We start from the raw sequence: 26,932 nt of genomic DNA, 5'->3' as shown, positions 1-26,932 counted from the left end.
GGCAGACAGAGGGGCTCGGAGTCGTTGGCGCGAGTGGGCCAACTCCTGGGGCGAGCGTAGGTTCCTGGTGCGTGATGCGGAGGCTCAGCATCGCCGAGGCCCCACCGCTGTGCGTGCCACCGTGGAATGACAGATCTGGCTCGGCTCTAGCAGTTCCGCCGGGCGGAGGATGCGCTGGACCGGTACTGGGCGAGCCCTCTCGACCTGGACGCGATCCTGCACGACCAAGACCGGTTCCCCGGCTGGTGACTCCGTTGCGGTCATGGTCGAGGCAGACGCGGCCCGCCCGCTCGATGATCTCGCCGGGCAAGCGGCAGCCGGCAGCAGAGCCGCCGCACCAATGCGGACGGCCGGTTGCGCGCGCCAAGCAGCGCCGACTTGTTCCTGGCGTTCTACGACTCTGCGAGGATGGGCCGCATGGACGTGCGAAGCAGGCATCAGGTGCGGGTGTCCGGCCGCGAGGGCGGGCCGGTGGTCATGCTGGCGCACGGGTTCGGGTGTGACCAGAACATGTGGCGTCTGGTCGTGCCCGCGCTGGAGCGAGACTTCAGGGTGGTGCTCTTCGACCACGCCGGCGCGGGCCGCTCGGATCTTTCGGCCTGGAGCAGGGAACGGCACTCCAGCCTGGACGGGTACGTGGAGGACGTGCTGGAGATCTGTCGCGAGCTGGATCTGGGTCCGGTGACGTTCGTGGGGCACTCGGTGAGTGCGATGATGGGTGTGCTGGGCGCCGCCCGGCACCCCGAGTACTTCTCCGGCCTGGTGCTGCTCGCTCCCTCTCCCTGTTTCATTGACGACGCCGCGACCGGCTACCGTGGCGGCTTCAGCGCCGAGGACATCGAGGAACTCCTCGAATCCCTGGACGCGAACTACCTCGGCTGGTCGGGTGCCATGGCTCCGGTCATCATGGGCAACCCGGAACGCCCCGAGCTGGGCGAGGAGTTGACCAGTAGCTTCTGTGCCACCGACCCGGACATCCAGCGGGTCTTCGCACGCGTGACGTTCCTGTCCGACAACCGCGACGATCTGGCCGACGTGACGGTGCCCACCCTGGTCGTCCAGTGCTCCAGCGACGCCATCGCCCCGCCCGAGGTCGGTGCCTTCGTCCAGGACCGCATCAAGGGCAGCCGCCTCGTCACCCTGAACGCCACCGGGCACTGCCCCCAGCTCAGCGCCCCCGAGGAGACCGCCGAGGCGATCACCGCGTTCGCGGGGACCTTGCCGTGATGTGCCGAACCGACGGTGCCCCGGACCGTGACCCGGAGGAGCGCGTGGACGACGATCAGACGTTCTCCGCGCTACTGGAAGACAGCGCCGAGGACCTCTACGAGCATGCCCCGTGTGGATACCTCTCCACCCTGCTCGACGGACAGATCGCCAAGGTCAACACCACTCTGCTGAACTGGCTGGGATACGAGCGCGGCGACCTGGTGAGCCGCAGGACGTTCTCCGACCTCCTCACCGTCGGGGGACGGCTGTACCACGAAACGCACTTCGCCCCACTGCTGCGTATGCAGGGAGAGATCAGCGGCATCGCGCTGGAGATGAAGGCGGCCGACGGCAGCCGGCTGCCGGTGCTGGTGACCTCCAAGGTCAAGACCGGCAGCAACGGGCAGCCGCTGCTGATCCGCACCACCGTCTTCGACGCCCGCGACCGCCGCGCCTACGAGGAAGAACTCCTGCGCGCGCGCCAGGAGTCCGAGCGCGAACGTGAGCGTCTGAGGCGGCTCGCCACCACGCTCCAGCAGACGCTGCTGCCGCCGGTCCTGGCCGGCGTGCCGGGCCTGGACGTGGCCGCGCACTACCACGTGGCCTCCCTCGACGAGGTCGGCGGCGACTTCTACGACCTGTTCTCCCTCGGGGCGGGCACGTGGGGACTGTTCCTGGGCGACGTGTGCGGCAAGGGCGCCGCCGCCGCAGCGGTCACCTCACTGGCCCGCTACACCCTGCGTGCCGCCGCGGTCTACGACCCCGACCCGGCCGTCGTCCTGGGAAACCTCAACACCGTCCTCAACCACGAGTACAACGGCACCGACCCCCGTTTCTGCACCGTCCTCTTCGGCTTGCTCACCCCCGACGGCGATCACGGCGGGTTCCGCATCACCTTGGCCAGCGGCGGACACCCGCCCGCCCTGCTGATACGCGCCGACGGCACCGCCGACTACCTACCCACCCCTGGCGGACAGCTCATCGGCGTCCTGCCTGATGCCCGCATCACCGCCATCACAGTGCGCCTCCACCCGGGTGACACCCTGCTCCTGCACACCGACGGCCTCACCGAGGCCCATACCGCCAAGCGCGGCGACCGCTACGGTGACGAAGCCCTCCTCGACTTCGGCCGTGCCCTTGCCCCCACCACCGCCCAGGACACGATCACCGCCGTCCGCGAACTTCTCGACACCCTCGGCACCGGGGTGGACGACGACACGGCAGTCCTTGCCGTCAGCGTGCCCCCGCTCCAACCGTGAAGAGCAGCAGTGAGCCAGTTGAGAATCCGTACGCGGACCACCCTCTCCGGCCCCGTCATCGCGCTGGCCGGCGAACTCGACCACGACAGCGCGCCCGAGATCCGCGACCTCCTCCCCAGCCTGCCGATCAAGCACGGCCAGCAGCTCGTGGTCGACCTCGGTGGCCTCACGCTCTGCGACTCCAGCGGCATCACCGTCCTGATCGCTGCTCGCAACATTGCCGGCGCCGCGCACTCCACCGTCGTCCCGGCCGCTGTCCCCGACACCGGCAGCAGGACTTTGAGCATCGTCGGCCTGGACCAGGTCTTTCCCGCTCATCCCACCGCCCAGGCAGCCGAAGCCGCTTGGACACCTCCGACCGCCTGAGCGCAAGGGCGCGGCCTTCGTCCAGCCGGCCCGGGGCCGTCGGGTCACGTAGGGCGCGGGTGTCGTCGGGGGACATCGGGTGTGGCTTGTGCGATGAGGAGGGCGACGTCGTCGTGGTCGTCCGTGCCCCGCAGGGTGTCAACGAGCCATCGGCAGGTTTCGTCGAGCGGTCTGCGGGGTTCTTCCAGGGTGCGCAGGAGGGTGTTGAGGCGCTCGTCAATGGGTTGGTGGCGGGTTTCGACGAGGCCGTCGGTGTAGAAGACGAGACGGTCGCCGGGATGCAGGTCGAACGTGGTGGTGTGGAAGGAGACACCGCCGACGCCGAGAGGTGCGCCAGGGGTCAACTCGAGGAGTTGAGGGGGTCGTCCGGTTGACGCGAGGACGGGCGGGAGGTGTCCGGCGTTCGCGATGTGACACCGGTGGGTGTGAGGGTCGTAGATGGCGTAGATGCAGGTGGCGATGTAGTGCTCGAGTCCGAGCGTGATCTTGTCGAGGTGGCGAAGGACCTCGGCGGGAGCGAGGTCGAGGTCGGCGAAGGCAGACGTGGCGGTGCGCAGGCGGCCCATGGTGGCAGCGGCGTCGATGCCGTTGCCCATGACATCACCGATTACCAGCGCGGTCTTGTCGTGGGCAAGAGGGATGACGTCGTACCAGTCGCCGCCGACCTCGCTGGATGCTTGGGCGGGCTGGTAGTAGGAGGCGACGTCCAGGCCGGTGGGCTGTGGAAGCTCGACGGGCAGGAGACTGCGCTGGAGGGTTTCGGCGGTGTTGCGGACGCTCTGGTACAAGCGGGCGTTGTCGATGGCGACGCCCGCGCGGGCAGCGAGATCTACGGCCAGCAGCACATCGTCCTCGTCGAACGGGAGCTGGTTGCGTGCCCGCACCAGACCAAAGGCGCCGAGGACCTCGTTGCGGGCGATGAGCGGGACCGCGAGGTAGGAGTGCACGCCTGCCTGGGCGAAGGAGGCCGCGCTGTCGGCGCTGACGGCGATGCGTTCCAGATCCTCCTGTCCGGCATGGGCGACGACGGGCCGACCCGTGTGCACGCATTGGGTGATCAGCCGGTCCGTGTCGTACGGGGTGCCGTCGACGGCCTGCAGGGCTGCTGCGGCCGGAGTGGGATAGGCGGCGGCCACGGCGAGCGGCCGAAACAGTTCCGGTCCGTCCGGGGGAGAGGAGCGGCGCGAGTCGGGCGCGACGTCAAGGACATCGACCGTCGCGATGTCGGCCAGGTCCGGCACCGCCACCTTCACCAGTTCCTGGGCGGTGTGCTCAACCTCCAGGGTCGTGCCGACACGGGCGGACGCGTCGGCGATCAGGGTCAGGCGGCGCCGGGCCCGGTCCGCCTCAGCAGCGGCCCGATGGCGTTCGCTGACGTCGATGACCGAGTACGCCACACCGATCACCCGCCCGCCGGAGCCTTCGAGCCGGTAGTGCGACACCGACCAAGCGTGATCGTGGTCCGGATCGGCGCGGGTACGGCCGACGGTGTGCTGGTCGATCAGGGGGGTGCCGGCAAGGAGTACCCGGCGCATCGCGGACTCGATCGACTCGACGTCGAGGGACGTGAGGATGTCGTGCGGGTACCGGCCGAGGTGATCGGCCGCCGGGACGCCGTTGATGCGCTCCAGCTCCGGGTTGACCAGTACATAGCGCAGGTCCGTGTCCAGCAGGGCGATGCCGATGGGAGCCTGCGAGACCAGGCGCTGTGACAGGGCGAGGTCGGTCTCCACCCTCTGCAGTGTGCTCTGGTCGGCAGCGATGCCCAGGGCGTAGATGTCGCCGAGGTCGTCCACCAGACGCATGTTGCGGAACTCGACCAGGCGCGTGCTGCCGTCCTTGTGCCGGATCGGGAACGCGCCCGCCCAGCTCTCACCGGTCCCCATCACCTCGGCGAACAGCCCGACCACCACGTCCCGCTGCTCCTCGTGGACCAGCAGACGTGCCGCGTACTGGCCCAGAGCCTCTTCGGCCGTGTAGCCGAACACCTCATCGGCCTGGGGGCTCCAGAACACGATCCGCCCAGCGGCGTCCAGCACGACCGCGGCCACGCTGAGCAGATCGAGCAGCCCTCCCGGCGGCGCCGCCCCCGCCCCGCGGTCCCCCTCCCGCTCCGGGCGCGGCTCGTGTACATCCATCCTGGAGAGCTCCCTCCTCAGCGCAAGCCCGCTCAGAACGCGTGCCGGTTGAGGCCTTCTCTTCCATGCTGCTCCCCGAACCCTGTGTGCACGATCCGGCAGCACCCCGACGCTCGTGGGATCGGAGGCGTGTGGCGACCGCAGCGCCCCGAGCGCGCGCATCCGTGAGGCATCCTGGGCGCCGCTGCCCGGACTGCCACCGCGCCGGGCGGCAAGGGAAGGGCGGAATCCCGGTCCCCGTCGCGGGCTGCGCACGAAGGCTTACCCATAATCAGGAGGAAAAGCCTCTATTCATACGTAACGGGGCGGAACACAATGGACGTCGAGCACGCCAGGAGGTGGGCCGGATCGCGAGTCCCGGATTCGCGATCGTCTTCGTGGCCCACTCCGAGGGCGCGGACTCCAGAAGTCCGCGGCACAGCGGAGTGCGGCCGAGTCGTGAGCCGCGCACGGCACACAGGCGAGGAGGCTGACGTTATGGCCTGGGCATCATGGACCACCCCCGGGATTTACACCGGCCGGGGTGGCGTCCGTACCGACGAGGTGGGAGTCATCACGGGCAACGTGACCGTCCACACCACCTGGGACGGCCAAGAGGCCGATGTGTCGGTCCAGTACACCGGCACCTTGGAATGGTTCACCGTCGCCGGCAGTCCGGTGCCGTGCCGGACCGAGCGGCACAGCCGGAATCTGCACCAAGCGGTGATCGAAGGAATCAAGGCAGGCAGCGGCACCTCAATACCCCAGCTCCCCGAAGCCGCCCTGCCGTAATCGGCCGCTCCGGGGCCGTTCGGCCAGGACCCACCTGCTGTGTTGTGTGGTCCATGCGGCTGCGCGCTCCCAGCCACAGCCATTGCTCCCGGACCCGGGCGCTGTGCGCGTCGTGCTGCCGCTGTGCGAGCCGCACGGCGCGATGTCCGTGTGCGCTTTCCCGCGATCGGCGAGGACTGGCCGTTCGACCGGCCGTTCCGGCTGTACCGCATCACCGACGCGCGGAACCCGCCCGGCTCGTTCGAACCGCCCGCCCGCCCGCCCGCCGACCTGGACCTGACACGGCGCGTCCTGCCGGGGCCGGCGACGGCTCCGTACCGCCACGAGGTGGCCGTGCGCGTCCAGGGGATGGCCGCGCGTATCTGCTCGCGACTCCCCGTCGCGTCGCGACCGTGGCGGAGCTGCCCTCCTCGCACGGCGTGGAGGGGCCCGAGCCTCCCCGAGCCCTGGGTCCGCGTTTCGCTGCGGGGGAGCGGCTTGACTGGCCGTACGCCGTGCTCGCGTCCGCTCGAACGGCGGTACGTCATCGAGGGCCTGGAGACACTGCGGGGACTCGTCGAGGCGCTCGTCGCCCGGCGCCGGACGATACGGCCCGGCGGAGACCGCCTCACATGTGTGGGGTCGGGCCCCCGCGCGCGAGGCGGGCTGCGAGAGGCTGGGCACGTCCCGGCCGCGCGTCCCGCCATGCGGTTGCCCTGGGAGGTGCGGCCTGTGGCCGCTCTGGATGGCCAGTGCTACAAAGGTCACATGGCGAATCGTTTCGCCGACTTGAGAAGCCTTTCGTTCAAGTCCCTGGTCAGCAGAAGCCCGCGAAGCGTAGCCGGGCAGGTGTTCGTCCTCCAGGTGGCGCTTGTCGTGCTGCTCGTAGCCGGCGGCGTCCTAGCCCTGGTCCTTCAGTCGGACCGGGACACCTACGCCGAGGCCAAGCGCCGCTCCGTCGCCGTGGCGCAGACGTTCGCGCACTCTCCCGGTGTCGTGGCCGCGCTGGAGAGCCCCGACCCGAGCAAGATCCTCCAGCCGCTGACGGAGGCGGCACGCAAGGCCGCGGGCGTCGACTTCATCGTGGTTCTGGACACCAAGGGCATCCGCTACACCCACCCCCTGCCGAACCTCATCGGCAAACGGTTCGTGGGCAACATCGCGCCGTCGCTCGCGGGGAAGCTGTACACGGAGAGTGTGAATGGCCCCCTCGGTCGGGAGGTCCAGTCCACCGTCCCCATCGACAACGCCGACGGCAAGGTCGTGGGGCTCGTCTCCGCGGGGCTGAGGGTCAAGAACGTGGCCAGTCAGGTGACCCGGCAACTGCCGATCATCCTGGGTGCCGGTGCCGGGGCACTCGTGCTGGCCACCGCGGGCACGGCACTCGTGGGCCGGCGATTGCGCCGGCAGACCCACAGTCTGGCCCCGGACGAGATGACCCGCATGTACGACCACCACGACACGGTGCTGCACTCCGTGCGCGAAGGGGTGCTGATCGTCGGGAGCGACGGACGGCTGGTCTTGGTGAACGACGAGGCCAGACGGCTGCTGGAGCTGCCCCCTGATGCCGAGGGGCACCTCGTGTCGGAGTTGTCGAGCCTCGACCCGGAGACGGCGGCGCTGCTCGCCTCCGGGCGCGAGGTCACCGACGAGGTGCACTATGCCGGAGACCGGCTGCTGGCGATCAACCAGCGGCACACGGACAGCGGCGGCGGCCCCATGGGGACGGTGGTGACGCTGCGCGACTCCACCGAGCTGCGGACGGTGACCGGCAGGGCGGAGATCGCGCGGGAGCGGCTCAAGCTGCTGTACGACGCCGGACTGGGCATCGGCACCACCCTGGACGTCCTGCGCACCGCCGACGAGCTGGCGCAGGTCGCCGTCCCCCGTTTCGCCGACTTCGTCACCGTGGACCTGGCCGACGCCGTACTGCGCGGGGAGGAGCCGGCCCCCACAGCGACGGACATGCGGCGTACGGCCGTGTACGGCATCAGGGACGACCACCCGCTCTACGAGGCGGGCAGGCTGATCGACTTCCTGCCGTCCACCCCCCAGGCCCGCGGCTACGGGAGCGGTCACGCCGAGCTGGTGACCGAGTTGTCGACCGCAACGGGCTGGCACGCGCAGGACCCGGAGCGCACCAAGCAGATCATCGACTACGGCATTCACACCCTGATCGCCGCCCCGATCAAGGCCCGCGGCGTCGTGCTGGGCATGGCCAACTTCTGGCGCTCCCGGCAGCACGGGCCCTTCGACGAGGAGGATGTGTCGGTCGCTGAGGAACTCGTGGCCCGAGCAGCGGTCAGCATCGACAACGCCCGCCGCTACACCCGCGAGCACGCCCTCGCGGTGACTCTCCAGCGCAGCCTGCTGCCGCGAGCCCTGCCCGAACAGAGCGCCCTCGACGTCGGCTTCCGCTACCTCCCCGCCCAGTCCGGCGTGAGCGGCGACTGGTTCGACGTGATTCCGCTGTCGGGCAGCCGGGTCGCGCTGACCGTCGGCGACGTGGTCGGCCACGGTCTGCACGCCGCCGCCACCATGGGCCGGCTGCGGACGGCAGTGCACAACTTCTCCTCGCTCGATCTGCCGCCCGACGAGCTGCTGAGCCACGTGGACGACCTCGTCGGCCGTATCGACCAGGACGAGTCGGACACGGAGAGCGCCACGGGCATCGTGGGTGCCACCTGTCTGTACGCGATCTACGATCCGGTGACGCGCCGCTGTGTCGTGGCGCGCGCCGGGCACCTGGCGCCGGCGCTGGTTCTCCCCGACGGCACCGTCACCTTCCTGGAACTGCCGACCGGGCCGCCCCTCGGTCTGGGCGGGCTTCCCTTCCAGACCGCCGAGCTGGACCTCCCGGAGGGCGCCCAGCTCGTCCTGTACACCGATGGTCTCATCGAGGACCGCAGGCGCGATCTGGACGTGGGCATGGAACTGCTGCGCCAAGCGCTGTCGGGCCACCCCGACCGGTCGCCCGAGGAGAGCTGCCAGGCCGTGCTCGACGAGCTGCTGCCCGAGCGTCCCAAGGACGACGTCGCCCTGCTGATCGCGCGCACGCGGGGGCTGCCGCGCGACCGGATCGCCGACTGGGACGTGCCGCTCGACCCGGCCGCCGTCGCGGGGATGCGCGACGAGGTGGCCCGCAAGCTCGATGAGTGGGGACTGTCCGAGGTGGCCTTCAGTGTGGAGCTGGTCCTGAGCGAGCTGATCACCAACGCCATCCGTTACGGCTCCGAGCCGATCCACGCACGGCTGATCTACGACCGCACGCTGATCGTCGAGGTCGCCGACGGCAGCAACACCTCTCCGCATCTGCGGTATGCCGCGACGATGGACGAGGGCGGCCGTGGCCTGTTCCTGGTGTCGCAGATCGCCGATCGCTGGGGCACCCGGTACACGCCCCAGGGAAAGGTGATCTGGGCCGAACAGGCCCTTCCCGAGATTGCCGAGGTCTCCGAGGAGTCCGGCCCGGCGACGGCTCCCACGGAAGAAGTGGCGCCCGACCGGGACGGGGCCCAGGACGAGGGCGCTCAGGGCGGCGGGGCCTAGAGACTCGGCCGGCCTTCATCGCCACCGGCCTCATCGGGGGAACAGCCGTGCCTCGGCAGACCTGGCCGGCGTACGCTCCACGACCGGGGCACGGAAGTTCTACGAGGGCCGCTGGCCAGGCGGCGCGGGACCGGAAGGGTAGTCAGTTGGTCCCTGTGGAGGAACAGACACCTGCCGAGATGGCCTTGAGCCGCTCGTACGTCGCCGCTGACGGACTCCGGTTCGATGTCCTCGACTTGTCCGTGGAGCACCGTCCAGACCGCAGCGCGACGTTGACGTACTCGCTGGCGGTGAGCCATCAGGGTCACCCGGATGAGCGTTGGACGGTCTCTCTGCCCTGGGAGGACAAGTCCTGGGCGGATGTATTCACCTCGCCCGCGCCCTCTCCCGACCGACTGCGGCAGCTCGTGCACCTCGTCCATGCCCATTTGGAGGAGTGGTGGGACACCAAGGGGCGCAACCGGCAGTCGGCGAAGATGGGACGTCGAATCATCTGACCTTGCGCGCTTGAGGCCGGGTCAGGCATGCGGGCGTCACGGCTCCGAGCCACATGACACCCAGGCGTGATGTCCGGGGGGAACGGGGCGAAGAAGCCACCAAGGCGACGCCTACGGCGGCGTGGGTGCGTGATGACCATCTCGCTGCCTACGGCCAGGTGACCAAGCCCGCGAGAGCGACGTGGGTGGCGTTCAGTGTCCCCCTGCACCGACCGCATCGGATCGCCGACCGGGACGGCACACGTATCCGGCTCGACTGGCGTCAGGTACGTCTGGGCCCGCTGGTGCGGATACGGCCGCGGGTCGCGACGCGAGGAGCGCGCCGCGACCCGCGAGAGATGCCGGCCCGGAAACGGACAGATGTGGAGCGGCGATGGCTCAGACCCCGCTGTTGCGTATCTCCGCCAGGCTGGCCTTCGTCAGATGCCGGGGGGTGCTGTCGGGGTCGACGAGGACGACCGTGCAGGTGGCGGCGTGGGTGAGGGCCGTGGTGAGGCTGCCGTCGGCGAACTGGGCGACGGGGCCGCGCGGCGAGCGTCCGATGGCCACCGTTCGGGCGTGAACCTCCGCCGCGTGGTGGGCGAGAGCGCGGCCGGCGGCGGCGTGGTCGCCCACGCTCGTCAGGATCTGGCCGGTGGCGGCGACGCCGTCGGCACTGAGGCGGTCGAGGTGGGCGGTCACGGCGGCGCGGGCCTGCTCGTCCGTCTCGGTGTCGACGGCCTGTTCCTCGACCACCGCGGTCTGCTGGACGTGGACGACCTCCAGTGGACTGCCGGTGTCGCGGGCGAGCCGGGCCGCGGCGTCGACGATGGAAGCGGCCCTGCCGTGGGCGCCTACCGCGACGATGACGGGCGGTGCGTCGGTCGCAACGGCCGGGCTGCCGACGGGGGTGAGTGACGGGGTGACGGGCTCACTCTCGCCCAGTTTCGCCTCGGCCTTGCGCAGCAGACCGTGGCCGCTGGCCAGCACGGGGATGGCCAGGAGGAAGGTGGCGGCGCCCAGGTAGAAGGGGACGCTCAGGTCCGTGGCGTCGGCGAGCTTGCCCGCGACGAAGGGGGCCAGACCGCCGCCGATGAAGCGCAGGAACCCGTAGGCGGACGAGGCCACGGGGCGCTCGACGGGGGAGACGAGCATGACAGCCTGCGTGGTCAGGGTGTTGTTGATGCCGATGAAGGCTCCGCTGACGATGACGGCGACGATGACGACCGTGGGGGTGGCGACGCCGGCGGCGATGATCGCCATCACGATGCCGAGGCCGAGCAGGTTGGCGTACAGGACGGGAGCCGTGCCGTAGCGGGCCTGCAGGCGGGGGGCGAAGAAGACACTGAAGGCGGCCACCAGCAGGCCCCAGCCGGTGAAGACCAGGCCGAGCTCGTGGGCGTTCAGTTTCATCGGGTACGGGGCGTAGCCGAGCATCGTGAAGAAGCCCCAGTTGTACAGCAGGGCCATGATGCCCATCGTCAGCAGACCGCGGTGGCGCAGCGCCTTGAGCGGTGCGATCGGCGACGTGGGCCGCTTCGGCTTGGGCAGCGAGGGCACGAAGGCGAGGGTCGCGACCAGCGCGATGGCCATCAGGACGGCGACACCGAAGAACGGGCCGCGCCAGCTGATGCCGCCCAACTCCCCGCCCAGCAGCGGGCCGACGGCGATCCCGAGGCCGAGCGCGGTCTCGTACAGGATGATCGCGCCGCCGAAGCCGCCGCTCGCGGAGGCGACGATGACGGCGAGGGAGGTGGCGATGAACATCGCGTTGCCCAGGCCCCAGCCGGCCCGCATGCCGACGATGCCGTTGACGGAGCCGGCCATGCCGGCCAGGGCGGCGAACACGACGATGACGATCAGGCCCACGACCAGGGTGCGCTTGGCGCCGATGCGGCTGGATATCCAGCCGACGAAGAGCATGGCGACCGCGGTCACGATCAGGTAGCTGCTGAAGAGCAGGGAGACCTGGCTGGGCGAGGCGTGCAGGTTCTCGGCCAGGGCGGGGAGGATCGGGTCGACCAGGCCGATGCCCATGAACGAGATCACGCAGGCGAACGCCACGGCCCAGACGGCCTTGGGCTGCTTGAACGGGCTGGCGGCCTTTCCATGCGGTGCACTCATGTGCGGTTCTCTCCAAAGTGTCGAGAAGCGATGGTGAGGGAGAGCGGACAGGTAGTGGGGTCGGGTCAGGAGGGAGGCTGGAGGCTCTGGATGGCGCGGGCCAGGGCGGGCAGTGCGATGCGCACCGCTTGCTGCTCCGGCTCGGTCAGGCCCGCGACGAGCAGATGAAGGGCCTGGGCCCGCTCGGCGCGACGCTGCCGGAAGACGTCGAGGCCGCTGTCGGTGGCTTCCACGAGGACGGCCCGGCCGTCGTTGTCGTCAGCCACCCGGCGTACCAGGCCCGCACGTTCCATGCGGGTGACGAGCTGGGTCATGTTCGGCTGCGAGACGCCTTCGGCCCTGGCCAGCTCGCTCAGTCGGCACGGGCCCTCGCGGCCCAGCCGGCCGATCGCCGACGAGGCCGCCGTGCTCAGGCCACCCGCGACGGCGCTCTGCCGCACGTAACGGACCATCTGCTCCACGGCGATGATCAGGCCTTCGGCCGGGGCGTCCATGTCCATAACCCGCTTATGCATAACGGCATTATGCATCTGTGTGTAGCGTGAATCAATATCCCGTGAGGTGCTCGCCGGGAGCGAAGTCGCCCATTTGCGGCATGCGGCGTGTGCCGGTGTCGTGCGAGTGTCGGAGGTGTGACCGATCAGGGCGGGTCGGTCACCGACCACTCCGCGAGCACCTGACCGCCTGACCAGAGGAGAAGAAGCACATGGCCCACTCCTTCGATCCCTACAGCGTCCTGCCCTCTGTGCCCGCGTTCGGCTTGCACAGCACGGACATCGAGGACGGAAAGCCCCTCGATGTCGCGCAATGCAGCAGTCTCTTCGGCGGCCCGGGCGAGGACCGCTCCCCACAACTGTCCTGGGAGGGGTTCCCGGGCGACACACAGAGCTTCGCGGTGACCTGCTTCGACCCGGACGCGCCTACGGTGAGCGGCTTCTGGCACTGGGCGGTGTACGACATCCCCGCGTCGGTACACGAACTGGAGGCCGGTGCCGGGGCGCCGGGCGGGAAGCACCTTCCTGCCGGCGCGAAGATGCTGGCCAACGACGCGGGCGGGCACAGCTTCGTCGGAGCCGCGCCCCCGCCCGGGCACGGTCCTCACCGCTACATCTACGCCGTCCACGCGCTGGACACGGCCGAGCTGGATGTGCCGGCGGCGGCTTCCCCGGCGTGGCTGGGCTTCCAGCTCTCCACCCACGCCGTTGCGCGCGCCCTCATCACTCCGATCTTCGAGACCCCGGCCTGAGGGCACAGCTCGACAGCCCAGGGGATTGATCCTCCTGGGCTATCGGGTCTGGATCACTTGAGGTCCGGATCGAGGGATGGCCCCGTTGCTCCTCTCCGGAACAAGGGAAACCCTCGTGGTTCAGCGCGAAGTCGGCACGCCGGATCCTGCTCGCTCCACAGGCCGCGCTCCTCAAGGACCTCGATCAGGCGGTCGGCGCCCACGAGGATGTGTGCTCCATGAGCGACCTCGCCCTGCGCACCTGGTGGCTGCGCAGGGCGTCGAGCAGCAAAGGTGCTTGGTGCGGGTGGCGGAGACCCGGCCCTCGATCGTGGCGTAGAAGCGGTTCGGCAGATTCTTGACCACTGACTTGAGCAGGAGCGCGAGACGGTGGGAGTCCGCGGCCTGGTTGATCGCATGGTGGAACGCGTGACCGAGGTCGGCGACACGTTCCGAGTCGTCGGCCGCGATGGCGTTCTGGTGCTCGTCGAGGATCACCTCGAGCTGCGCGATCTCATCCGGCGCGACCTTCGCGGCCGCTCGCGCCGCGAGGGCGAACGGTCTGCACCACTCGGTGGCCGGGGTGTGGCAGGACATCGCTGCCCGAGATGGCTGAAGGGATCATCGAACTCGCCTAGGCGGTCGCCAGGAACTGACGGACCAAGGGCGGCGCGCACTTGCGTGCGTTCTCTGCTGGGCCGGTGCCTGTCCTGACCATGTCGCGGCGGGCACCGGCCCTTGTTTGCGGCCGGGTTCGACCTGTGAGGGGATACGCGAACGCCCGGTGGACCGTGTCGGGGTCGGCCGGGCGTTCGTGTCGGGCGCTCTGAGTGCGGGTCGGGGTCAGTCCTTGATCTCGCAGATGGTGGCGCCGGAGGTGATGGAGGCGCCGATGGCGGCGTTGAGGCCCTTGATGATGCCGGTGCGGTGGGCGTTGAGGGGCTGTTCCATCTTCATGGCTTCGAGGACGACGACGAGGTCGCCTTCCTTGACTTCCTGGCCTTCCTCGACGGCGACCTTGACGATGGTGCCCTGCATGGGGGAGGCGAGGGTGTCGCCGGAGGCGGCCGGTCCGGACTTCTTCGCGGCGCGTCGTTTGGGCTTGGCGCCGGCGGCGAGGCCGGTGCGGGCCAGGGACATGCCCAGTGAGACCGGGAGGGACACCTCGAGGCGCTTGCCGCCGACTTCGACGACGACGGTCTCGCGGCCGGCTTCTTCGTCGCTGTCCGTGTCGGGGGTGGCGGCGAAGGGCTTGATCTCGTTGACGAACTCGGTCTCGATCCAGCGGGTGTGGATGGTGAACGGGTCGCTGGTGAAGGCCGGGTCGACGACGACGGCGCGATGGAAGGGGATGGCGGTGGCCATGCCTTCGACCTCGAACTCGGCCAGGGCGCGGGCGGCGCGCTGCAGGGCCTGTTCGCGGGTGGCGCCGGTGACGATCAGCTTGGCGAGCAGGGAGTCCCAGGCGGGGCCGATGACGCTGCCGGTCTCGACGCCGGCGTCCAGGCGGACGCCGGGGCCGGTGGGCGGGGCGAAGCGGGTGACGGTGCCGGGGGCGGGCAGGAAGCCGCGGCCGGGGTCCTCGCCGTTGATGCGGAACTCGAAGGAGTGGCCGCGCAGGGCGGGGTCGTCGTAGCCGAGGGCCTCGCCGTCGGCGATGCGGAACATCTCGCGCACGAGGTCGATGCCGGCGACCTCTTCGGTGACGGGGTGTTCGACCTGGAGGCGGGTGTTGACCTCGAGGAAGGAGATGGTGCCGTCCAGGCCGACGAGGAACTCGACGGTGCCGGCGCCGACGTAGCCGGCTTCCTTGAGGATGGCCTTGGAGGCGGTGTAGAGCTGCTCGTTCTGGGCCGGCGTCAAAAACGGCGCGGGGGCTTCTTCGACGAGTTTTTGGTGGCGGCGCTGCAGGGAGCAGTCGCGGGTGGAGACGACGACCACGTTGCCGTGAGTGTCGGCCAGGCACTGGGTCTCCACGTGGCGGGGCTTGTCGAGGTAGCGCTCGACGAAGCATTCGCCGCGGCCGAACGCTGCGACGGCTTCGCGCACGGCGGAGTCGTAGAGCTCGGGGACCTCTTCGAGGGTGCGGGCGACCTTGAGGCCGCGGCCGCCGCCGCCGAAGGCGGCCTTGATGGCGATGGGCAGGCCGTGTTCGCGGGCGAACGCGACGACCTCCTCGGACCCGGATACGGGGTCCGGGGTGCCGGCGACGAGCGGCGCGCCGGCGCGCTGGGCGATGTGCCGGGCGGCGACCTTGTCGCCCAGGTCGCGGATGGCCTGCGGGGGCGGGCCGATCCAGATCAGACCGGCGTCCAGGACGGCCTGGGCGAACTCCGCGTTCTCCGACAGGAATCCGTAGCCGGGGTGGATGGCGTCCGCGCCCGAGTCCTTGGCGGCCTGCAGCACCTTCGCCATGTCGAGATAGCTGGTGGCCGGGGTGTCACCGCCCAACGCGAACGCCTCGTCCGCCGCCCGGACATGCGAAGCGTCCCGGTCCGGTTCCGCGTAAACGGCAACGCTCGCGATACCGGCATCCCGGCACGCCCGGGCCACGCGGACAGCGATTTCGCCACGGTTGGCGACGAGGACTTTCTTCAGCATGCCGGCTCCAGCGCGGGGTCCGTGGTCTCAGTGATGGCGGTCGTGTCAGTTGTGGTGAGCAGGCGGTCGACGGTCTCGACGATGCCGCCGATACCCGCGCCGGGAGTGAACACGGCGTGGACGCCCAGTCCTTCGAGCGCTGCGACGTCGGCGTCGGGAATGATCCCGCCGACCAGGATGCGGACGTCACCGGCATCCTCTTCGGCCAGCAACTGGAGCACCCTCTCGACGATCGTCAGGTGGGCACCCGACAGTACGGAGAGCCCGAGGAGCGGCGCGTCCTCGGCGATGACGGTCGCGACGATCTGCTCGGGGGTCTGATGCAGGCCGGTGTAGATCACCTCGTAGCCCGCGTCGCGCAGCGCCCGCGCGATGACCTTGGCGCCGCGGTCGTGGCCGTCGAGGCCGGGTTTGGCGATCACCACGCGAGCACGCGGGGCCGGTGCGTGACCGGCGCGATGCGCCCCCTGTTGCACGGTGTTCATGAACTCTCCGATCGGGTGGTTGTTCAGCGCGGCCAATAGGTGCGCGCCCAGGCCGCGGGCCCGTGCTGAGGCAGGGAGTTGATGCGTGAGGGGTCGGCCCATGCGTCGCGGGTGCCTGCCGCGCCGGGCGGGGTGGTGGCCACCGCCGCGGCGCGGGCCTGGACCACCGCCAGTGCGGCGGCCAGCTCCTCGGGGGTCGGGTTGCCCCGTACGACCTTGATCATCATGACGGCTCCGGTGGGCTCTGCAGCGGTCTTTACAGCGGGATGTTGCCGTGCTTCTTGGGCGGGAGGCTTTCGCGCTTGGTGCGGAGCTGGCGCAGGCCGCGGACGATGTGGGCGCGGGTGTCGGAGGGCATGATCACGGCGTCGATGTAGCCGCGTTCGGCCGCGGTGTAGGGGTTGAGGAGGGTGTCCTCGTATTCCTGGATGAGGCGGGTGCGGGTGGCTTCGCGCTCGGTGTCGGGGGCGGCGGCGATGGTGCGGCGGTGCAGGATGTTGACGGCTCCCTGGGCGCCCATGACCGCGATCTGGGAGGTGGGCCAGGCCAGGTTGAGGTCGGCGCCCAGGTGTTTGGAGCCCATCACGTCGTAGGCGCCGCCGAACGCCTTGCGGGTGATGACCGTGATCAGGGGGACGGTGGCTTCGGCGTAGGCGTAGATCAGTTTGGCGCCGCGGCGGATGATGCCGGTGTGTTCCTGGTCCACGCCGGGCAGGAAGCCGGGCACGTCGACGAAGGTCAGGACGGGGACGTTGAACGCGTCGCAGGTCCGCACGAAGCGGGCGGCCTTCTCGGAGGCGTCGATGTCGAGGCAGCCGGCGAACTGCATGGGCTGGTTGGCGACGATGCCGACGGGGCGGCCCTCGACGCGGCCGAAGCCGGTGAGGATGTTCGGCGCGAACAGTGGCTGGGTCTCGAAGAACTCCGTGTCGTCCAGGACGTGCTCGATCACGGTGTGCATGTCGTAGGGCTGGTTCGCGCTGTCCGGGACGAGGGTGTCGAGTTCGTCGTCCTGTGCGGTGCGGGCCAGGTCCGCTTCCTCGGGGAAGGCGGGGGGCTCGGACAGGTTGTTCGAGGGGAGGTAGGACAGCAGGGTTTTGACGTATTCGATGGCGTCTTTTTCGTCGCCGGCCATGTGGTGGGCGACGCCGGAGCTGGTGTTGTGGGTGCGGGCGCCGCCGAGTTCCTCGAAGCCGACGTCCTCGCCGGTGACGGTCTTGATGACGTCGGGGCCGGTGATGAACATGTGGGAGGTCTGGTCGACCATGATCGTGAAGTCGGTGATGGCGGGGGAGTAGACCGCGCCGCCCGCGCACGGGCCGACCACGAGGCTGATCTGGGGGATGACGCCGGAGGCGTGGGTGTTGCGGCGGAAGATCTCGCCGTACATGCCGAGCGCCATGACGCCTTCCTGGATGCGGGCGCCGCCGGAGTCGTTGATGCCGATGACGGGGCAGCCCGTCTTGAGGGCGAAGTCCATCACCTTGATGATTTTCTGGCCGTAGACCTCGCCGAGGGCTCCGCCGAAGACGGTGAAGTCCTGGGAGAAGACGGCTACCGGGCGTCCTTCGACGGTGCCGTAGCCGGTGACGACTCCGTCGCCGTAGGGCTTGTTGTCCTGCAGTCCGAACGCGGTGGAGCGGTGGCGGGCGAATTCGTCGAGTTCTACGAACGAGCTGTCGTCCAGGAGCAGTTCGATGCGCTCACGCGCCGTCAGTTTGCCCTTCGCGTGCTGCTTCTCCACCGCGCGCGCGGAGCCGGCGTGCGTGGCCTCGTCGATCCGGCGCTGCAGGTCCGCGAGCTTTCCCGCGGTCGTGTGGATGTCGATTTCGTTCACTGATTGCTCCACCGGGGCTGACTGGTCATCGGAATGATCGGACGGTTCGGAAGACGGATCGGAAAGATCGGACGGGTCCAAGGGGACAGCGGGATCAGAACGTGTCGTGGGGGACGTGGACGCCCCACACGTCGCGCAGGGCGTGGGAGACCTCGCCGACCGTGGCGCGCAGGCGCAGGGCCTCGCGCATCGGGGGCAGGACGTTGTCGGTGCCGCGCGCAGCGTCGCGCAGCGATTCGAGGGCTCGCTCGACGGCGTCGTTGTCGCGATCCTTGCGCAGGGCCGCGAGGCGTTCGCACTGGTCGATCTCGATCTGGGGGTCGACCCGCAGCGGCTCGTAGGGCTCCTCCTCGTCGAGGGCGTACTTGTTGACGCCGACCACGGTGCGTTCCTGGTGGTCGATCTCCAGCGCGATCCGGTACGCGGACTTCTCGATCTCGGACTTCTGGAAGCCCTGCTCGATCGCTGCCACCGCGCCGCCGCGGTCTTCGACGGCCTGGATCAGTTCGAGGGCCGCCGCCTCGACGTCGTCCGTCATCGACTCCATGAGGTAGGACCCTGCGAACGGGTCGACGGTCTTGGTCACGTCGGTCTCGTAGGCGATGACCTGCTGTGTCCGCAGGGCGAGCCGCGCCGCCTTCTGTGTGGGCAGGGCGATGGCCTCGTCGTAGGAGTTGGTGTGCAGGGACTGCGTCCCGCCGAGAACCGCGCCGAGGCCCTGAAGGGCGACCCGTACGAGGTTGACCTCGGGCTGCTGCGCGGTCAGCTGCACCCCGGCGGTCTGGGTGTGGAAGCGCAGCATCTGCGACTTGGGGTTCTTGGCCTTGAACTCGTCGCGCATGATGCGGGCCCAGATGCGGCGGGCGGCGCGGAACTTGGCGATTTCCTCGAGGAGCGTGGTCCGGGCGACGAAGAAGAACGACAGGCGCGGTGCGAAGTCGTCGACGTCGAGGCCGGCGGCGATCGCGGCGCGCACGTATTCCTTCGCGTTGGCGAGGGTGAAGGCGATCTCCTGCGCGGGCGTGGCACCAGCCTCGGCCATGTGGTAGCCCGAGATGGAGATCGTGTTCCAGCGGGGCAGCTCCTTGTGGCAGTACGCGAAGATGTCGCTGATCAGCCGGAGGGACTGCTTCGGCGGGAAGATGTACGTGCCGCGGGCGATGTACTCCTTGAGCACGTCGTTCTGGACGGTGCCGGTCAGCTGGTCACCGGAGATGCCCTGCTCGGCCGCGACGAGCTGGTAGAGCAGGAGCAGAGTCGAGGCGGGCGCGTTGATCGTCATCGACGTGGAGACCTTGTCCAGCGGCAGGCCCTGGAACAGCGTGCGCATGTCCTCGATCGAGTCGATGGCCACGCCCACCTTTCCCACCTCGCCGCGGGCGATCGACTCGTCGGAGTCGTAGCCCATCTGCGTCGGCAGGTCGAAGGCGACGCTCAGACCGCCGGTGCCGGCGCCCACCAGCTCGTGGTAGCGCTCGTTGGACTCCTTCGCCGTGCCGAAACCGGCGTACTGCCGCATCGTCCACGGCCGGCCGGTGTACATCGACGGATACACGCCACGCGTGTACGGAAATTTCCCCGGGGCGCCCAGCTTGGCGTCCGCGTCGAAATCCGTCAGCGACCGGCCGTCGTAGAGCGGCTGGACGGGCAGGCCGGACTCGCTCTGTGCCACGGAACCCACGCCGGGCCTCCTTCGGTACTCGATGTCATGACAACGGTACTCAGTACCGTTAGCTTGGGCAAGTGGCTTCCGGGCGCCGAGACAGGGAAGGATGGGCGGTCATGAGTGAGGATGGATGGTCATGAGTAAGCCAACCGCGCGGATCCGACTCGCGGACGCCGCCTTCGCGCTCTTCGACGAGCGCGGATACGAGCAGACCACCGTCGACGAGATCGCCGAGCGAGCCGCAGTGGGACGCACGACGTTCTTCCGGCACTACCGGTCGAAGGAAGACGTGATCTTCCCCGACCATGACCGGCTGCTCGCCCTGATCAAGGACAGACTGGCCACATCCAGCCACAGCACCGGCCTGATCGCCGTGTCCGACGCCGTGCGCCTGGTGCTGCTGCACTACATCGAAGAGGGTGACCTCGCGCGGCGGCGGTACAGGCTGACCAGCAAGGTCGCGGTCCTGCGGGACCGGGAGATCGCCAGCGTGGCCCGGTACCAGCGATTGTTCCGGGAGTTCATCGCGGAGTGGATGGGTGACCCCACCGAGTCGGCGTCGCTGCGCGCCGAACTGATGGCGGCGGCCGTGGTCGCCGCCCACAACCACGTACTGCGCCGGTGGCTCCGGGGGGAGACCTCCGACCCGGTGGCCGAAATGGACGAGGCGATGAGCGAGGTGCTCGCACTCTTCCCCGCGCCCTCCGGCACCGGTGATTCCGGCGACGGCGGCACCACCGTCGTGGCTTTCCGGACCGGACAGGACCTCGACGCGCTGCTCCCCTCGCTGAGGCGACTCGTCGAGGACGGCGCGGGGCGCTGAGCACTTGCGGGGCCTGGGGGATTTCCCCCAACGGGATGGTCCGGCCTGCCGGATGGTGACGTGGGCGGGCCACCGGTGAAGCTTGCGGCATGGACACCAACGGCGACACCAAGACCACCATGACGAGCAGGCGCCGCGTGCTGGCCGCGTCCGCGCTCGGCCTCACCTGGGCGGCGACAGGCGGACCCGGCGCGACAGCCAGTGCGATGGCAGCGGACAGTACACCCCGCACAGCACGTATGAAGCTGCCCGCGCCGACCGGGCCGTACGGCGTGGGGACGGTGTCACTGCGGCTGGTGGACCGACGGCGTGCAGATCCATGGGTGGCCGGTCGCAGGCGTGAGCTGATGGTGGACGTGCGCTACCCGGCCCGCTCGGTCGCCTCGCACCCGCGCGTGCCGCAGATGACGAAGGGGGAGGCCGCCGGCTTCGACCGTGTCAACAACTTCGGCGACCTGCCGAAGGGACGTGTCGACTGGAGCGGGACGCAGACCTTCGCGCACCTCGGAGCTCCGCCGGACCGGCGGGGCCCGCGACCGGTGGTGCTGTACTCACCGGGAGTCGGTGACCCGCGCACCCTGGGCACGACGCTGACGGACGAGCTGGCGTCGCACGGGTACGTAGTAGTGGCGATCGACCACACCTACGACGCGTCGGCGGTGGAGTTCCCCGGTGGGAGGGTGGAGACGACTCTGCTTCCGCAGGAGTTCGACCGGGCACAGCAGGCAGGGCCCGCAGCGGTTGTCGCCCTGATGCGGAAGACCTGCGCGGTACGGGTGGCCGACACACGGTTCGTACTGGACGAGGTGGAGCGGGCGTTCGCCACGGGCCGCCTGGAGCGCGCACCGATCGGCATGTTCGGGCAGTCGGCCGGCGGCTTCGCGGCGCTGCAGACGATGCATGACGACGGACGCATCGCGGCGGCGGCGGATCTGGACGGAGTTCTCGCCCATGTGTCGGACGACCATGACGAGGGGGAGCTGTCCTCGGTGGCCCGCGACGGAGTGGACGGGCCGTTCCTCCTGATGGGCATGGACGGCGACGACCGTACGAACGTGCCGTCCTGGCGCGCGTTGTGGGAGCACAGCGACGGCTGGCACCGGGATCTGGTGCTGCGGGGCGCCCAGCATGCGACGTACACCGACGCGACGTCGCTGATCCCGCAGATCGCCCGGCAGTTGGGGCTGCCGGGCGAGACGGTGACCGGCCTGGTGGGGACGGTGCCGGCGGCGCGGGCGATCGCCGCGCAGCGGGCGTATGTCACGGCGTTCTTCGACCGATGGCTTCGTGGGCGCACAGGCGGTCACTTCCTGGACGGTCCCTCGTCGAGGTATCCGGAGGTGCGGTTCGTGTAGAACGCGGGGACGCAAGGGTTGTGGGCGTTTTGTGATGTTCGTGGAAAGTGCCTGAGTGCGGACGTCCGACCGTGTTGCCATGGGGGAGTACCCGCGGTGGGTGTGAACGTCCCACTGCACAAAAGGAGTTACGGGGGATTCACATGCGTAGGAGGAGCAGAGTGGGTGCGGTGCTGATCGCTGCCACACTCGCCGTCACCGTGGCAGGAGCTGTTGCGCCGTCCGCGAGCGCGGCCGGCGGATGCTGGCAGAGCGGCGGACGCTGGTGGTGCAACAACGTGTCGGGGGCACCCGTCTACGGCACGATGGGAGCGAGCACGCAGTACCCCGATCCGAGCAGGATCGTCGGCTACATGAACTCCAATCCAAGCTGGTTCTTCTGCAAGATGGACGGCCAGAACTGGGTGGGCGGACCGCACCCGACCCGCTGGGAGTTCACGGTCGCCGACAACGGGGAGTACGGCTGGATGAAGGACACCGCGATCTCCAGCGAGACGAATCCGCTGCCCAACTGCTGAACCACGACACACACCACCCGCCCCGGGCTCTCGCGCGCAACCGACGGCCGCACAGCGACCGTCCTGAGCGCCGGGAGCGCGGGGCGGAGGTGTGTTCAGGTTGCCCCTTGGGCCGGACTGGGCGGCGCTGAGGAACCCGACGCCGATCTACGTCTGCCCGCTGGGGCGGGCCGGTCACGGTCAGATCGACGTGCAGTCCGGTGGCCCGGACCCGTCCGACCAGCATCTCCAGCTGGTCCAGGCCGGGTTGAGGGGACAGCTCCGCCGCCGGACCATCCAGGTCCGGGCCTCCGCCCCTCTCCTCGCCCTCGTCGGCCATGGTGAGCAGTCCCATGACATGGCGCAGCTCGGTCATGGCCGCTCGCCCGCCCGCCTCGACAGCGAGCAGCGCCTCGCCGGCCTGCTCGGGGGAGGTCTTCATGATCTTGCGGGCGGCGCCCGCCTGGATGATCACCACGCTGACGTTGTGCGTGACGACGTCGTGTAGTTCGCGGGCTATCCGCGCTCGCTCGTGGTCGACGGCCCGGCGCAGTGCCTCGGCCTGTTCGCGTTCCAGGGAGGCGAGCCGGGTCCTGCTCTCGTCGGTGCGGAGTTTCCAGGTACGCAGGCCGACGGCGGCCACGGCCATCGGGACGAGGATCAGCAGGGCGATGTATTCGTTGGGGACGATCGGTGTCACCGAGTTCCCCGCGGTGCTGACCAGGAGGACCGACACCGGTAGCGCCGCCAGGGCCGCCACCCGGTACGGGCTGTAGACGGCGGCGCTGTAGACGGCGATGACGAACGCGTAGAAGGTCAGCCGCAGGACGCTCTGCGGTGTCGCCAGTGTCGCGGCCGTCACGACGCACAGCACGGCGAGCGGGTAACGGCGGCGCAGTGCCACGCCACCCGAGGCGATGACGGCGAGGGTCACCATGAAGGCCATGCCGCCGGGCCCGTTCGGGCGCGGCAGGACACGCTCCACGCCGGGTGAGATCTCACGCACCACGACGTTGTCGGCGTTGTCGATGCCGTAGTAGACGGTGACGATTCCGAGTGCCAGTGCCATCAGCGCGTCGAACTGCCAGGCGCGCCGCGTGGGCCGCAGCGGTGGACCGCTCGGATGCCCGGCGTCGCGGAGGGTCTGGTGGGCGGCCACCCGCAGCCGCTCCAGCGTCGTACGTACGTCCGTCACCGGTCCATTGTCGCCGCCGCACAGACCCGCGGAGTCCGTCTCGGGGGCCATTCCCACCGCACCGGATACATCACCCGCCTACATCGCAGGGATGACGCGCTGTGGGCTCATCCCAGCGCGGTACCGCAATGGGTCCGGGCGGGCGACGCGTGCGGGCCGGGCCCGCTCCTAGCGTTCTCGCAGCCAACTGCCCGTACCCAAGGAGCCATTCATGGCCCTGCCGGTGATCGAACTGCGTGAGGTGAGCCGCCGGTACGACGACGGCCCGCCCGCCCTGCACGAGGTGTCGCTGAATGTGCAGCCCGGAGAGGCCGTGGCGATCCTTGGCCCTTCCGGCAGCGGCAAGTCCACACTGCTCAATCTGATCGCGGGCCTGGACCGGCCCGAAACGGGGACCGTCACCGTGGACGGGGTGCGGGTGGACCGGCTGGGCGAAGCCGGATCGGCGCTCTACCGGCGCTCGAAGATCGGCATGGTCTTCCAGTTCTTCAACCTGCTCGACGATCTGACCGTCACCGACAATGTCGCCCTGCCCGCGCGCCTCGCATGGCACGTGGCGAGGCGGACCGCCGGACGGCGGAACTCCTGGAACTCCTCGGCATCGACCGGCACGCCCGCGCCTACCCTGGGCGGCTGTCCGGCGGCGAGCGCCAGCGCGTCGCAGTGGCCCGGGCGTTGATGAACCGGCCGCCGCTGCTCCTGGCCGACGAGCCGACCGGAGCCCTGGACACGGCCGCCGGACAGGACGTCAGCAAGCTGCTCGCCGGCCTCAACGCCGAGGGCCAGACCATCGTCGTCGTCACGCACGACCTGGCCCTGGCCCGCTCCTGCACGCACCGTACGGTCCGGATCGCCGACGGCCGGATCACCGAAGACGTCCGGTCGCAGACCCTGGCCTCGCAGGCCGTCCGATGAGCGCGCTCGGCAGAGTGGTGCGCTCGGGGGTGGGACGACGCCGGGTGCAGACGCTGGTGATCGGGCTCGCCACCATGATGGCGGTGGCCGCCTCCGTCCTCGGCGGATCGCTGCTCGTGGTTTCCGGCGCGCCCTTCGACGACGCCTTCGCCCGGCAGCACGGCGCGCATCTGTCCGTCCAGTTCGATGCGGGCAAGGTGAGTGCCGGACGGCTTTCGAGGTCCAAGGACCTCGAAAGGGTGAGCGGTGCGTCCGGGCCGTTCCGTACGGCGACGCTCACCCCGCAGGCGGACGAGTCGGGCCCCGGCTGGCCGATGACTGTGGTCGGCCGGCGGGATCCCGGCCGGGACGTGGACGAGTTGGCGCTGCTCCACGGGCGATGGGCCACACGCTCCGGCGAGGTCGTGCTGTCCGCCGACTCCTGGCTCATCCCGACCCTGGGCCGGAAGGTCACCTTCCCTGACCTGCCCGGCGGCCCGACGCTGACGGTGGTCGGTGTGGCCCGCTCGGTCACGCAGACCGCAGACGCCTGGGTGGCGCCGTCCCAGATGCCGGCGCTCACCGCGCCCGGCAGCGGCGGCTACCAGATGCTCTACCGCTTCACCGACGCGGGCACCGCCGCGCAGATCGCCGCGGGCGACAAGGCCGTGACCGCATCCCTGCCGCCGGGAGCGGCCCTCGGCGAACAGTCCTGGCTCACCGTCAAGAAGTCCGCCGAGCGCGACACCGCCCTCTACGTCCCCTTCCTCGTCGCGTTCGGCGCCCTGGGCCTGGTGATGTCGGCGCTCATCGTCGGCAACGTCGTCGCCTCGGCCGTCGGCAAGGGAACGCGCCGCATCGGCGTCCTCAAGGCTGTCGGCTTCACTCCGGCCCAGGTCGTGCGGGCCTATGTGGGCCAGGCGCTGATCCCGGCAGCCGTCGGCGCGGCCCTCGGCGTCATCGCCGGCCACGTGCTCGCCGTGCCCGTACTGGCCGAGACCGAGGACGTCTACGGTGCCTCGTCCCTGGCCATCGCCCCCTGGGCCGACCTGGCCGTCATCGCTGGAGTGCTCGGTCTGGTGGCGGCCACCGCGTGGGCGAGCGCCTGGCGGGCAGGGCGACTGCGGACGGTCGACGCGCTCGCCGTCGGGCGTACCGCTTCGGCGGGGCGCGGCCGGTGGGCGGCCCGCCTGGCCGGACGGCTGCCGGTGCCGCAGCCGGTCGCCCTGGGCCTGGCCCGGCCCTTCGCGCGGCCCGCCCGAGCCCTGGCCATGGGCACCGCGATCCTGTTCGGCGCCATCGCCGTCACCTTCACCGTCGGGATGAGCGCCACGCTCGGCCAGGTGATGAAAGCCAAGGCCCATGACGCCGCCGATGTCGTCGTGCCCGCGCCTCTGCCGGACTTCGGACCCCGGCCCGCCGGGACCCAGAAGCGGCCCGAGGCGGATCCCGCCGCGATCGCTGCGGCCGTCGAGGCCGCCGCCGGAACCGGGAGGTACTACAGCGCCGCGACAGTACGGGCGGCCGTGTCCGGCCTGACCGGCACCATCGACCTGGTCGCCTTCACCGGCGACTCTTCCTGGGGCGGCTACACGATGGTCTCGGGCCGCTGGATCGACAGCCCCGGCGAAGCCGTGGTCCCCACCCCCTTCCTCGCCGCCACCGGCGCCCGCATCGGCGACACCGTCACCCTCACCGGCCTGACCGAGCCGGTCACGGTCCGGATCGTCGGCGAGGTCCTCGACCCCCGCAACGACGGCATGCAGGTCTTCACCGACGTCGCTACCCTCACGGCCGCACACCCCGACCTGACGGACACGAGCCATCACATCGCGGTCACCTCAGGCACCGACGTGAACGGCTATGTCACCGAGCTGAACAAGGACCTGGAACCACTGGGAGCCACCGCCCGGGCCGGCGGTCTCGACGCCGGCGGCGACATGGTCGTCACACTCAACGCGCTGTCGCTGATCCTCACGATGATGCTCGTAGCCGTAGCCGCGCTCGGCGTACTGAACGGCGTGCTGCTCGACACCCGCGAGCGCGTCCGCGAGATCGGAGTCCACAAAGCGCTTGGCATGACCCCCCGGCAGACCGTGACGATGGTCATCACCTCCGTCGTCGTGACCGGACTGACCGCGGGTGCCCTGGGCGTGCCGCTCGGCGTGGCCCTGCACGGCTGGGTCCTCCCCGCGATGGGCGACAGCGTGGGACTGCGCCTTCCCGATTCCGTCATCGCCGTCTACCACCGGGCCGAACTGCTCCCGCTCGCACTCGGCGGCCTGCTCATCGCCGCCCTGGGCGCGCTCCTGCCCGCCGGTTGGGCCGCCAGGGCCCGAACCTCGACGGCCCTGCGCACCGAATAGAGGCTCCTGCGCCCATCATCGCAACGGACCTCACCCCACCATCGTCTACAGTTCAGTAGACCGTCTACAGAACTGTAGTCGCTGGGTGGGCGCTGCTCCGGCGCGGCAGCACGACCC

Annotated in this window: 21 protein-coding genes and 1 pseudogene; 12 read left to right on the top strand and 10 right to left on the bottom strand. The window is 70.0% G+C overall.

Features of this window, described 5'->3' with window-relative positions; translation table 11 throughout:
* Window positions 1-417: 417 nt before the first annotated feature.
* From OHO83_RS01650 to OHO83_RS01640, 3 genes are read left to right on the top strand one after another with little or no spacing between them, the layout of a single operon-like run.
* Entirely contained in the window at window positions 418-1,227 is an 810-nt protein-coding gene (locus tag OHO83_RS01650; protein ID WP_266679662.1) for an alpha/beta fold hydrolase, read from the top strand.
* Window positions 1,227-2,468, top strand: a complete 1,242-nt coding sequence (locus OHO83_RS01645; protein ID WP_266679663.1) for a SpoIIE family protein phosphatase — start codon at window positions 1,227-1,229, stop codon at window positions 2,466-2,468. Before OHO83_RS01650 ends, OHO83_RS01645 begins: the two co-directional genes overlap by 1 nt.
* A 9-nt stretch (window positions 2,469-2,477) precedes the next feature.
* Window positions 2,478-2,834 carry an STAS domain-containing protein gene (locus OHO83_RS01640; protein ID WP_266679665.1) on the top strand — a complete coding sequence of 119 codons (357 nt, stop codon included), beginning with the start codon at window positions 2,478-2,480 and terminating at the stop codon, window positions 2,832-2,834.
* 44 nt (window positions 2,835-2,878) lie between these two features.
* Here the strand turns inward: OHO83_RS01640 and OHO83_RS01635 are convergent, their stop codons facing one another.
* Entirely contained in the window at window positions 2,879-4,972 is a 2,094-nt protein-coding gene (locus OHO83_RS01635) for a SpoIIE family protein phosphatase (RefSeq protein ID WP_266679667.1), read from the bottom strand.
* A 477-nt stretch (window positions 4,973-5,449) separates the two neighbouring features.
* On the opposite strand from OHO83_RS01635, the gene OHO83_RS01630 reads away from it, so the two are divergent.
* From OHO83_RS01630 to OHO83_RS01620, 3 genes are all read left to right on the top strand, one after another.
* Complete coding sequence (locus OHO83_RS01630) at window positions 5,450-5,743, top strand: hypothetical protein (RefSeq protein WP_266679669.1); 294 nt, start codon at window positions 5,450-5,452, stop codon at window positions 5,741-5,743.
* Window positions 5,744-6,490: 747 nt separating this feature from the next.
* Complete coding sequence (locus OHO83_RS01625; RefSeq protein WP_266679671.1) at window positions 6,491-9,271, top strand: SpoIIE family protein phosphatase; 2,781 nt, start codon at window positions 6,491-6,493, stop codon at window positions 9,269-9,271.
* A 179-nt stretch (window positions 9,272-9,450) separates the two neighbouring features.
* On the top strand, window positions 9,451-9,768 hold the full coding sequence (locus tag OHO83_RS01620; protein ID WP_266679673.1) for a hypothetical protein: 318 nt from the start codon (window positions 9,451-9,453) through the stop codon (window positions 9,766-9,768).
* 378 nt (window positions 9,769-10,146) lie between these two features.
* Here OHO83_RS01620 and OHO83_RS01615 read toward each other — a convergent pair whose 3' ends face one another.
* On the bottom strand, window positions 10,147-11,871 hold the full coding sequence (locus OHO83_RS01615; RefSeq protein ID WP_266679675.1) for an MFS transporter: 1,725 nt from the start codon (window positions 11,869-11,871) through the stop codon (window positions 10,147-10,149).
* 65 nt (window positions 11,872-11,936) lie between these two features.
* The gene (locus OHO83_RS01610) at window positions 11,937-12,386 is read right to left on the bottom strand and encodes a MarR family winged helix-turn-helix transcriptional regulator (RefSeq protein ID WP_266679677.1); all 450 of its coding nucleotides are present in this window, start codon (window positions 12,384-12,386) and stop codon (window positions 11,937-11,939) included.
* 191 nt (window positions 12,387-12,577) lie between these two features.
* Between OHO83_RS01610 and OHO83_RS01605 the strand changes: the two genes are divergently transcribed.
* Window positions 12,578-13,117: a YbhB/YbcL family Raf kinase inhibitor-like protein gene (locus OHO83_RS01605; RefSeq protein WP_266679679.1), complete on the top strand. Its 540-nt coding sequence runs from the start codon at window positions 12,578-12,580 to the stop codon at window positions 13,115-13,117.
* A 171-nt stretch (window positions 13,118-13,288) separates the two neighbouring features.
* Here OHO83_RS01605 and OHO83_RS01600 read toward each other — a convergent pair whose 3' ends face one another.
* The 6 genes from OHO83_RS01600 to OHO83_RS01575 all read right to left on the bottom strand — a co-directional run bounded on the left by OHO83_RS01600 (window position 13,289) and on the right by OHO83_RS01575 (window position 19,700).
* Complete coding sequence (locus tag OHO83_RS01600; protein WP_266679681.1) at window positions 13,289-13,693, bottom strand: FCD domain-containing protein; 405 nt, start codon at window positions 13,691-13,693, stop codon at window positions 13,289-13,291.
* A gap of 246 nt (window positions 13,694-13,939) precedes the next feature.
* Window positions 13,940-15,694: an acetyl/propionyl/methylcrotonyl-CoA carboxylase subunit alpha gene (locus OHO83_RS01595; RefSeq protein ID WP_266680288.1), complete on the bottom strand. Its 1,755-nt coding sequence runs from the start codon at window positions 15,692-15,694 to the stop codon at window positions 13,940-13,942.
* Window positions 15,691-16,182, bottom strand: coding sequence for a cobalamin B12-binding domain-containing protein (locus tag OHO83_RS01590; protein WP_266679683.1), 492 nt, complete (start codon window positions 16,180-16,182; stop codon window positions 15,691-15,693). Before OHO83_RS01590 ends, OHO83_RS01595 begins: the two co-directional genes overlap by 4 nt.
* Window positions 16,183-16,205: 23 nt before the next feature.
* Window positions 16,206-16,409, bottom strand: coding sequence for an acyl-CoA carboxylase epsilon subunit (locus tag OHO83_RS01585; RefSeq protein WP_116501257.1), 204 nt, complete (start codon window positions 16,407-16,409; stop codon window positions 16,206-16,208).
* A 29-nt stretch (window positions 16,410-16,438) separates the two neighbouring features.
* Window positions 16,439-18,019 (bottom strand): acyl-CoA carboxylase subunit beta, encoded by a 1,581-nt coding sequence (locus OHO83_RS01580; protein WP_323187087.1) that lies wholly within the window; start codon window positions 18,017-18,019, stop codon window positions 16,439-16,441.
* A 94-nt stretch (window positions 18,020-18,113) separates the two neighbouring features.
* Window positions 18,114-19,700, bottom strand: a complete 1,587-nt coding sequence (locus tag OHO83_RS01575; RefSeq protein WP_266679687.1) for an acyl-CoA mutase large subunit family protein — start codon at window positions 19,698-19,700, stop codon at window positions 18,114-18,116.
* Window positions 19,701-19,821: 121 nt separating this feature from the next.
* Here OHO83_RS01575 and OHO83_RS01570 point away from each other — a divergent pair, with 121 nt between their 5' ends.
* From OHO83_RS01570 to OHO83_RS01560, 3 genes are all read left to right on the top strand, one after another.
* Entirely contained in the window at window positions 19,822-20,508 is a 687-nt protein-coding gene (locus tag OHO83_RS01570; RefSeq protein ID WP_266679689.1) for a TetR/AcrR family transcriptional regulator, read from the top strand.
* 89 nt (window positions 20,509-20,597) lie between these two features.
* The gene (locus OHO83_RS01565; protein WP_266679691.1) at window positions 20,598-21,863 is read left to right on the top strand and encodes an alpha/beta hydrolase family protein; all 1,266 of its coding nucleotides are present in this window, start codon (window positions 20,598-20,600) and stop codon (window positions 21,861-21,863) included.
* Window positions 21,864-22,033: 170 nt separating this feature from the next.
* A complete protein-coding gene (locus OHO83_RS01560) occupies window positions 22,034-22,381 on the top strand; it encodes a hypothetical protein (protein ID WP_266679693.1) in 348 nt (115 codons plus the stop codon).
* Here OHO83_RS01560 and OHO83_RS01555 read toward each other — a convergent pair.
* Complete coding sequence (locus tag OHO83_RS01555; protein WP_266679695.1) at window positions 22,299-23,606, bottom strand: sensor histidine kinase; 1,308 nt, start codon at window positions 23,604-23,606, stop codon at window positions 22,299-22,301. The genes OHO83_RS01560 and OHO83_RS01555 overlap by 83 nt on opposite strands.
* A gap of 160 nt (window positions 23,607-23,766) precedes the next feature.
* On the opposite strand from OHO83_RS01555, the pseudogene OHO83_RS01550 reads away from it, so the two are divergent.
* Together OHO83_RS01550 and OHO83_RS01545 are read left to right on the top strand one after the other, a co-directional pair.
* A pseudogene (locus OHO83_RS01550) lies at window positions 23,767-24,470 on the top strand (ABC transporter ATP-binding protein).
* Window positions 24,467-26,815, top strand: coding sequence for an ABC transporter permease (locus tag OHO83_RS01545; RefSeq protein WP_266679697.1), 2,349 nt, complete (start codon window positions 24,467-24,469; stop codon window positions 26,813-26,815). Before OHO83_RS01550 ends, OHO83_RS01545 begins: the two are co-directional and overlap by 4 nt.
* Window positions 26,816-26,932 lie beyond the last annotated feature (117 nt).

Source organism: Streptomyces sp. NBC_00569 (genome assembly GCF_036345255.1).
Classification (GTDB): Bacteria; Actinomycetota; Actinomycetes; order Streptomycetales; family Streptomycetaceae; genus Streptomyces.
This window is presented reverse-complemented; position numbering and strand designations above follow the sequence as displayed.

Bases quoted from the DNA above. Each gene is read 5' to 3' on its own strand.
- OHO83_RS01650 (WP_266679662.1), top strand. From the start codon at position 418: ATGGACGTGCGAAGCAGGCATCAGGTGCGGGTGTCCGGCCGCGAGGGC.
- OHO83_RS01645 (WP_266679663.1), top strand. From the start codon at position 1,227: ATGTGCCGAACCGACGGTGCCCCGGACCGTGACCCGGAGGAGCGCGTG.
- OHO83_RS01635 (WP_266679667.1), bottom strand. From the start codon at position 4,972: ATGGATGTACACGAGCCGCGCCCGGAGCGGGAGGGGGACCGCGGGGCG.
- OHO83_RS01630 (WP_266679669.1), top strand. From the start codon at position 5,450: ATGGCCTGGGCATCATGGACCACCCCCGGGATTTACACCGGCCGGGGT.
- OHO83_RS01625 (WP_266679671.1), top strand. From the start codon at position 6,491: ATGGCGAATCGTTTCGCCGACTTGAGAAGCCTTTCGTTCAAGTCCCTG.
- OHO83_RS01620 (WP_266679673.1), top strand. From the start codon at position 9,451: ATGGCCTTGAGCCGCTCGTACGTCGCCGCTGACGGACTCCGGTTCGAT.
- OHO83_RS01615 (WP_266679675.1), bottom strand. From the start codon at position 11,871: ATGAGTGCACCGCATGGAAAGGCCGCCAGCCCGTTCAAGCAGCCCAAG.
- OHO83_RS01610 (WP_266679677.1), bottom strand. From the start codon at position 12,386: ATGCATAAGCGGGTTATGGACATGGACGCCCCGGCCGAAGGCCTGATC.
- OHO83_RS01605 (WP_266679679.1), top strand. From the start codon at position 12,578: ATGGCCCACTCCTTCGATCCCTACAGCGTCCTGCCCTCTGTGCCCGCG.
- OHO83_RS01600 (WP_266679681.1), bottom strand. From the start codon at position 13,693: ATGTCCTGCCACACCCCGGCCACCGAGTGGTGCAGACCGTTCGCCCTC.
- OHO83_RS01590 (WP_266679683.1), bottom strand. From the start codon at position 16,182: ATGAACACCGTGCAACAGGGGGCGCATCGCGCCGGTCACGCACCGGCC.
- OHO83_RS01585 (WP_116501257.1), bottom strand. From the start codon at position 16,409: ATGATGATCAAGGTCGTACGGGGCAACCCGACCCCCGAGGAGCTGGCC.
- OHO83_RS01570 (WP_266679689.1), top strand. From the start codon at position 19,822: ATGAGTAAGCCAACCGCGCGGATCCGACTCGCGGACGCCGCCTTCGCG.
- OHO83_RS01565 (WP_266679691.1), top strand. From the start codon at position 20,598: ATGGACACCAACGGCGACACCAAGACCACCATGACGAGCAGGCGCCGC.
- OHO83_RS01555 (WP_266679695.1), bottom strand. From the start codon at position 23,606: ATGGCCCCCGAGACGGACTCCGCGGGTCTGTGCGGCGGCGACAATGGA.
- OHO83_RS01545 (WP_266679697.1), top strand. From the start codon at position 24,467: ATGAGCGCGCTCGGCAGAGTGGTGCGCTCGGGGGTGGGACGACGCCGG.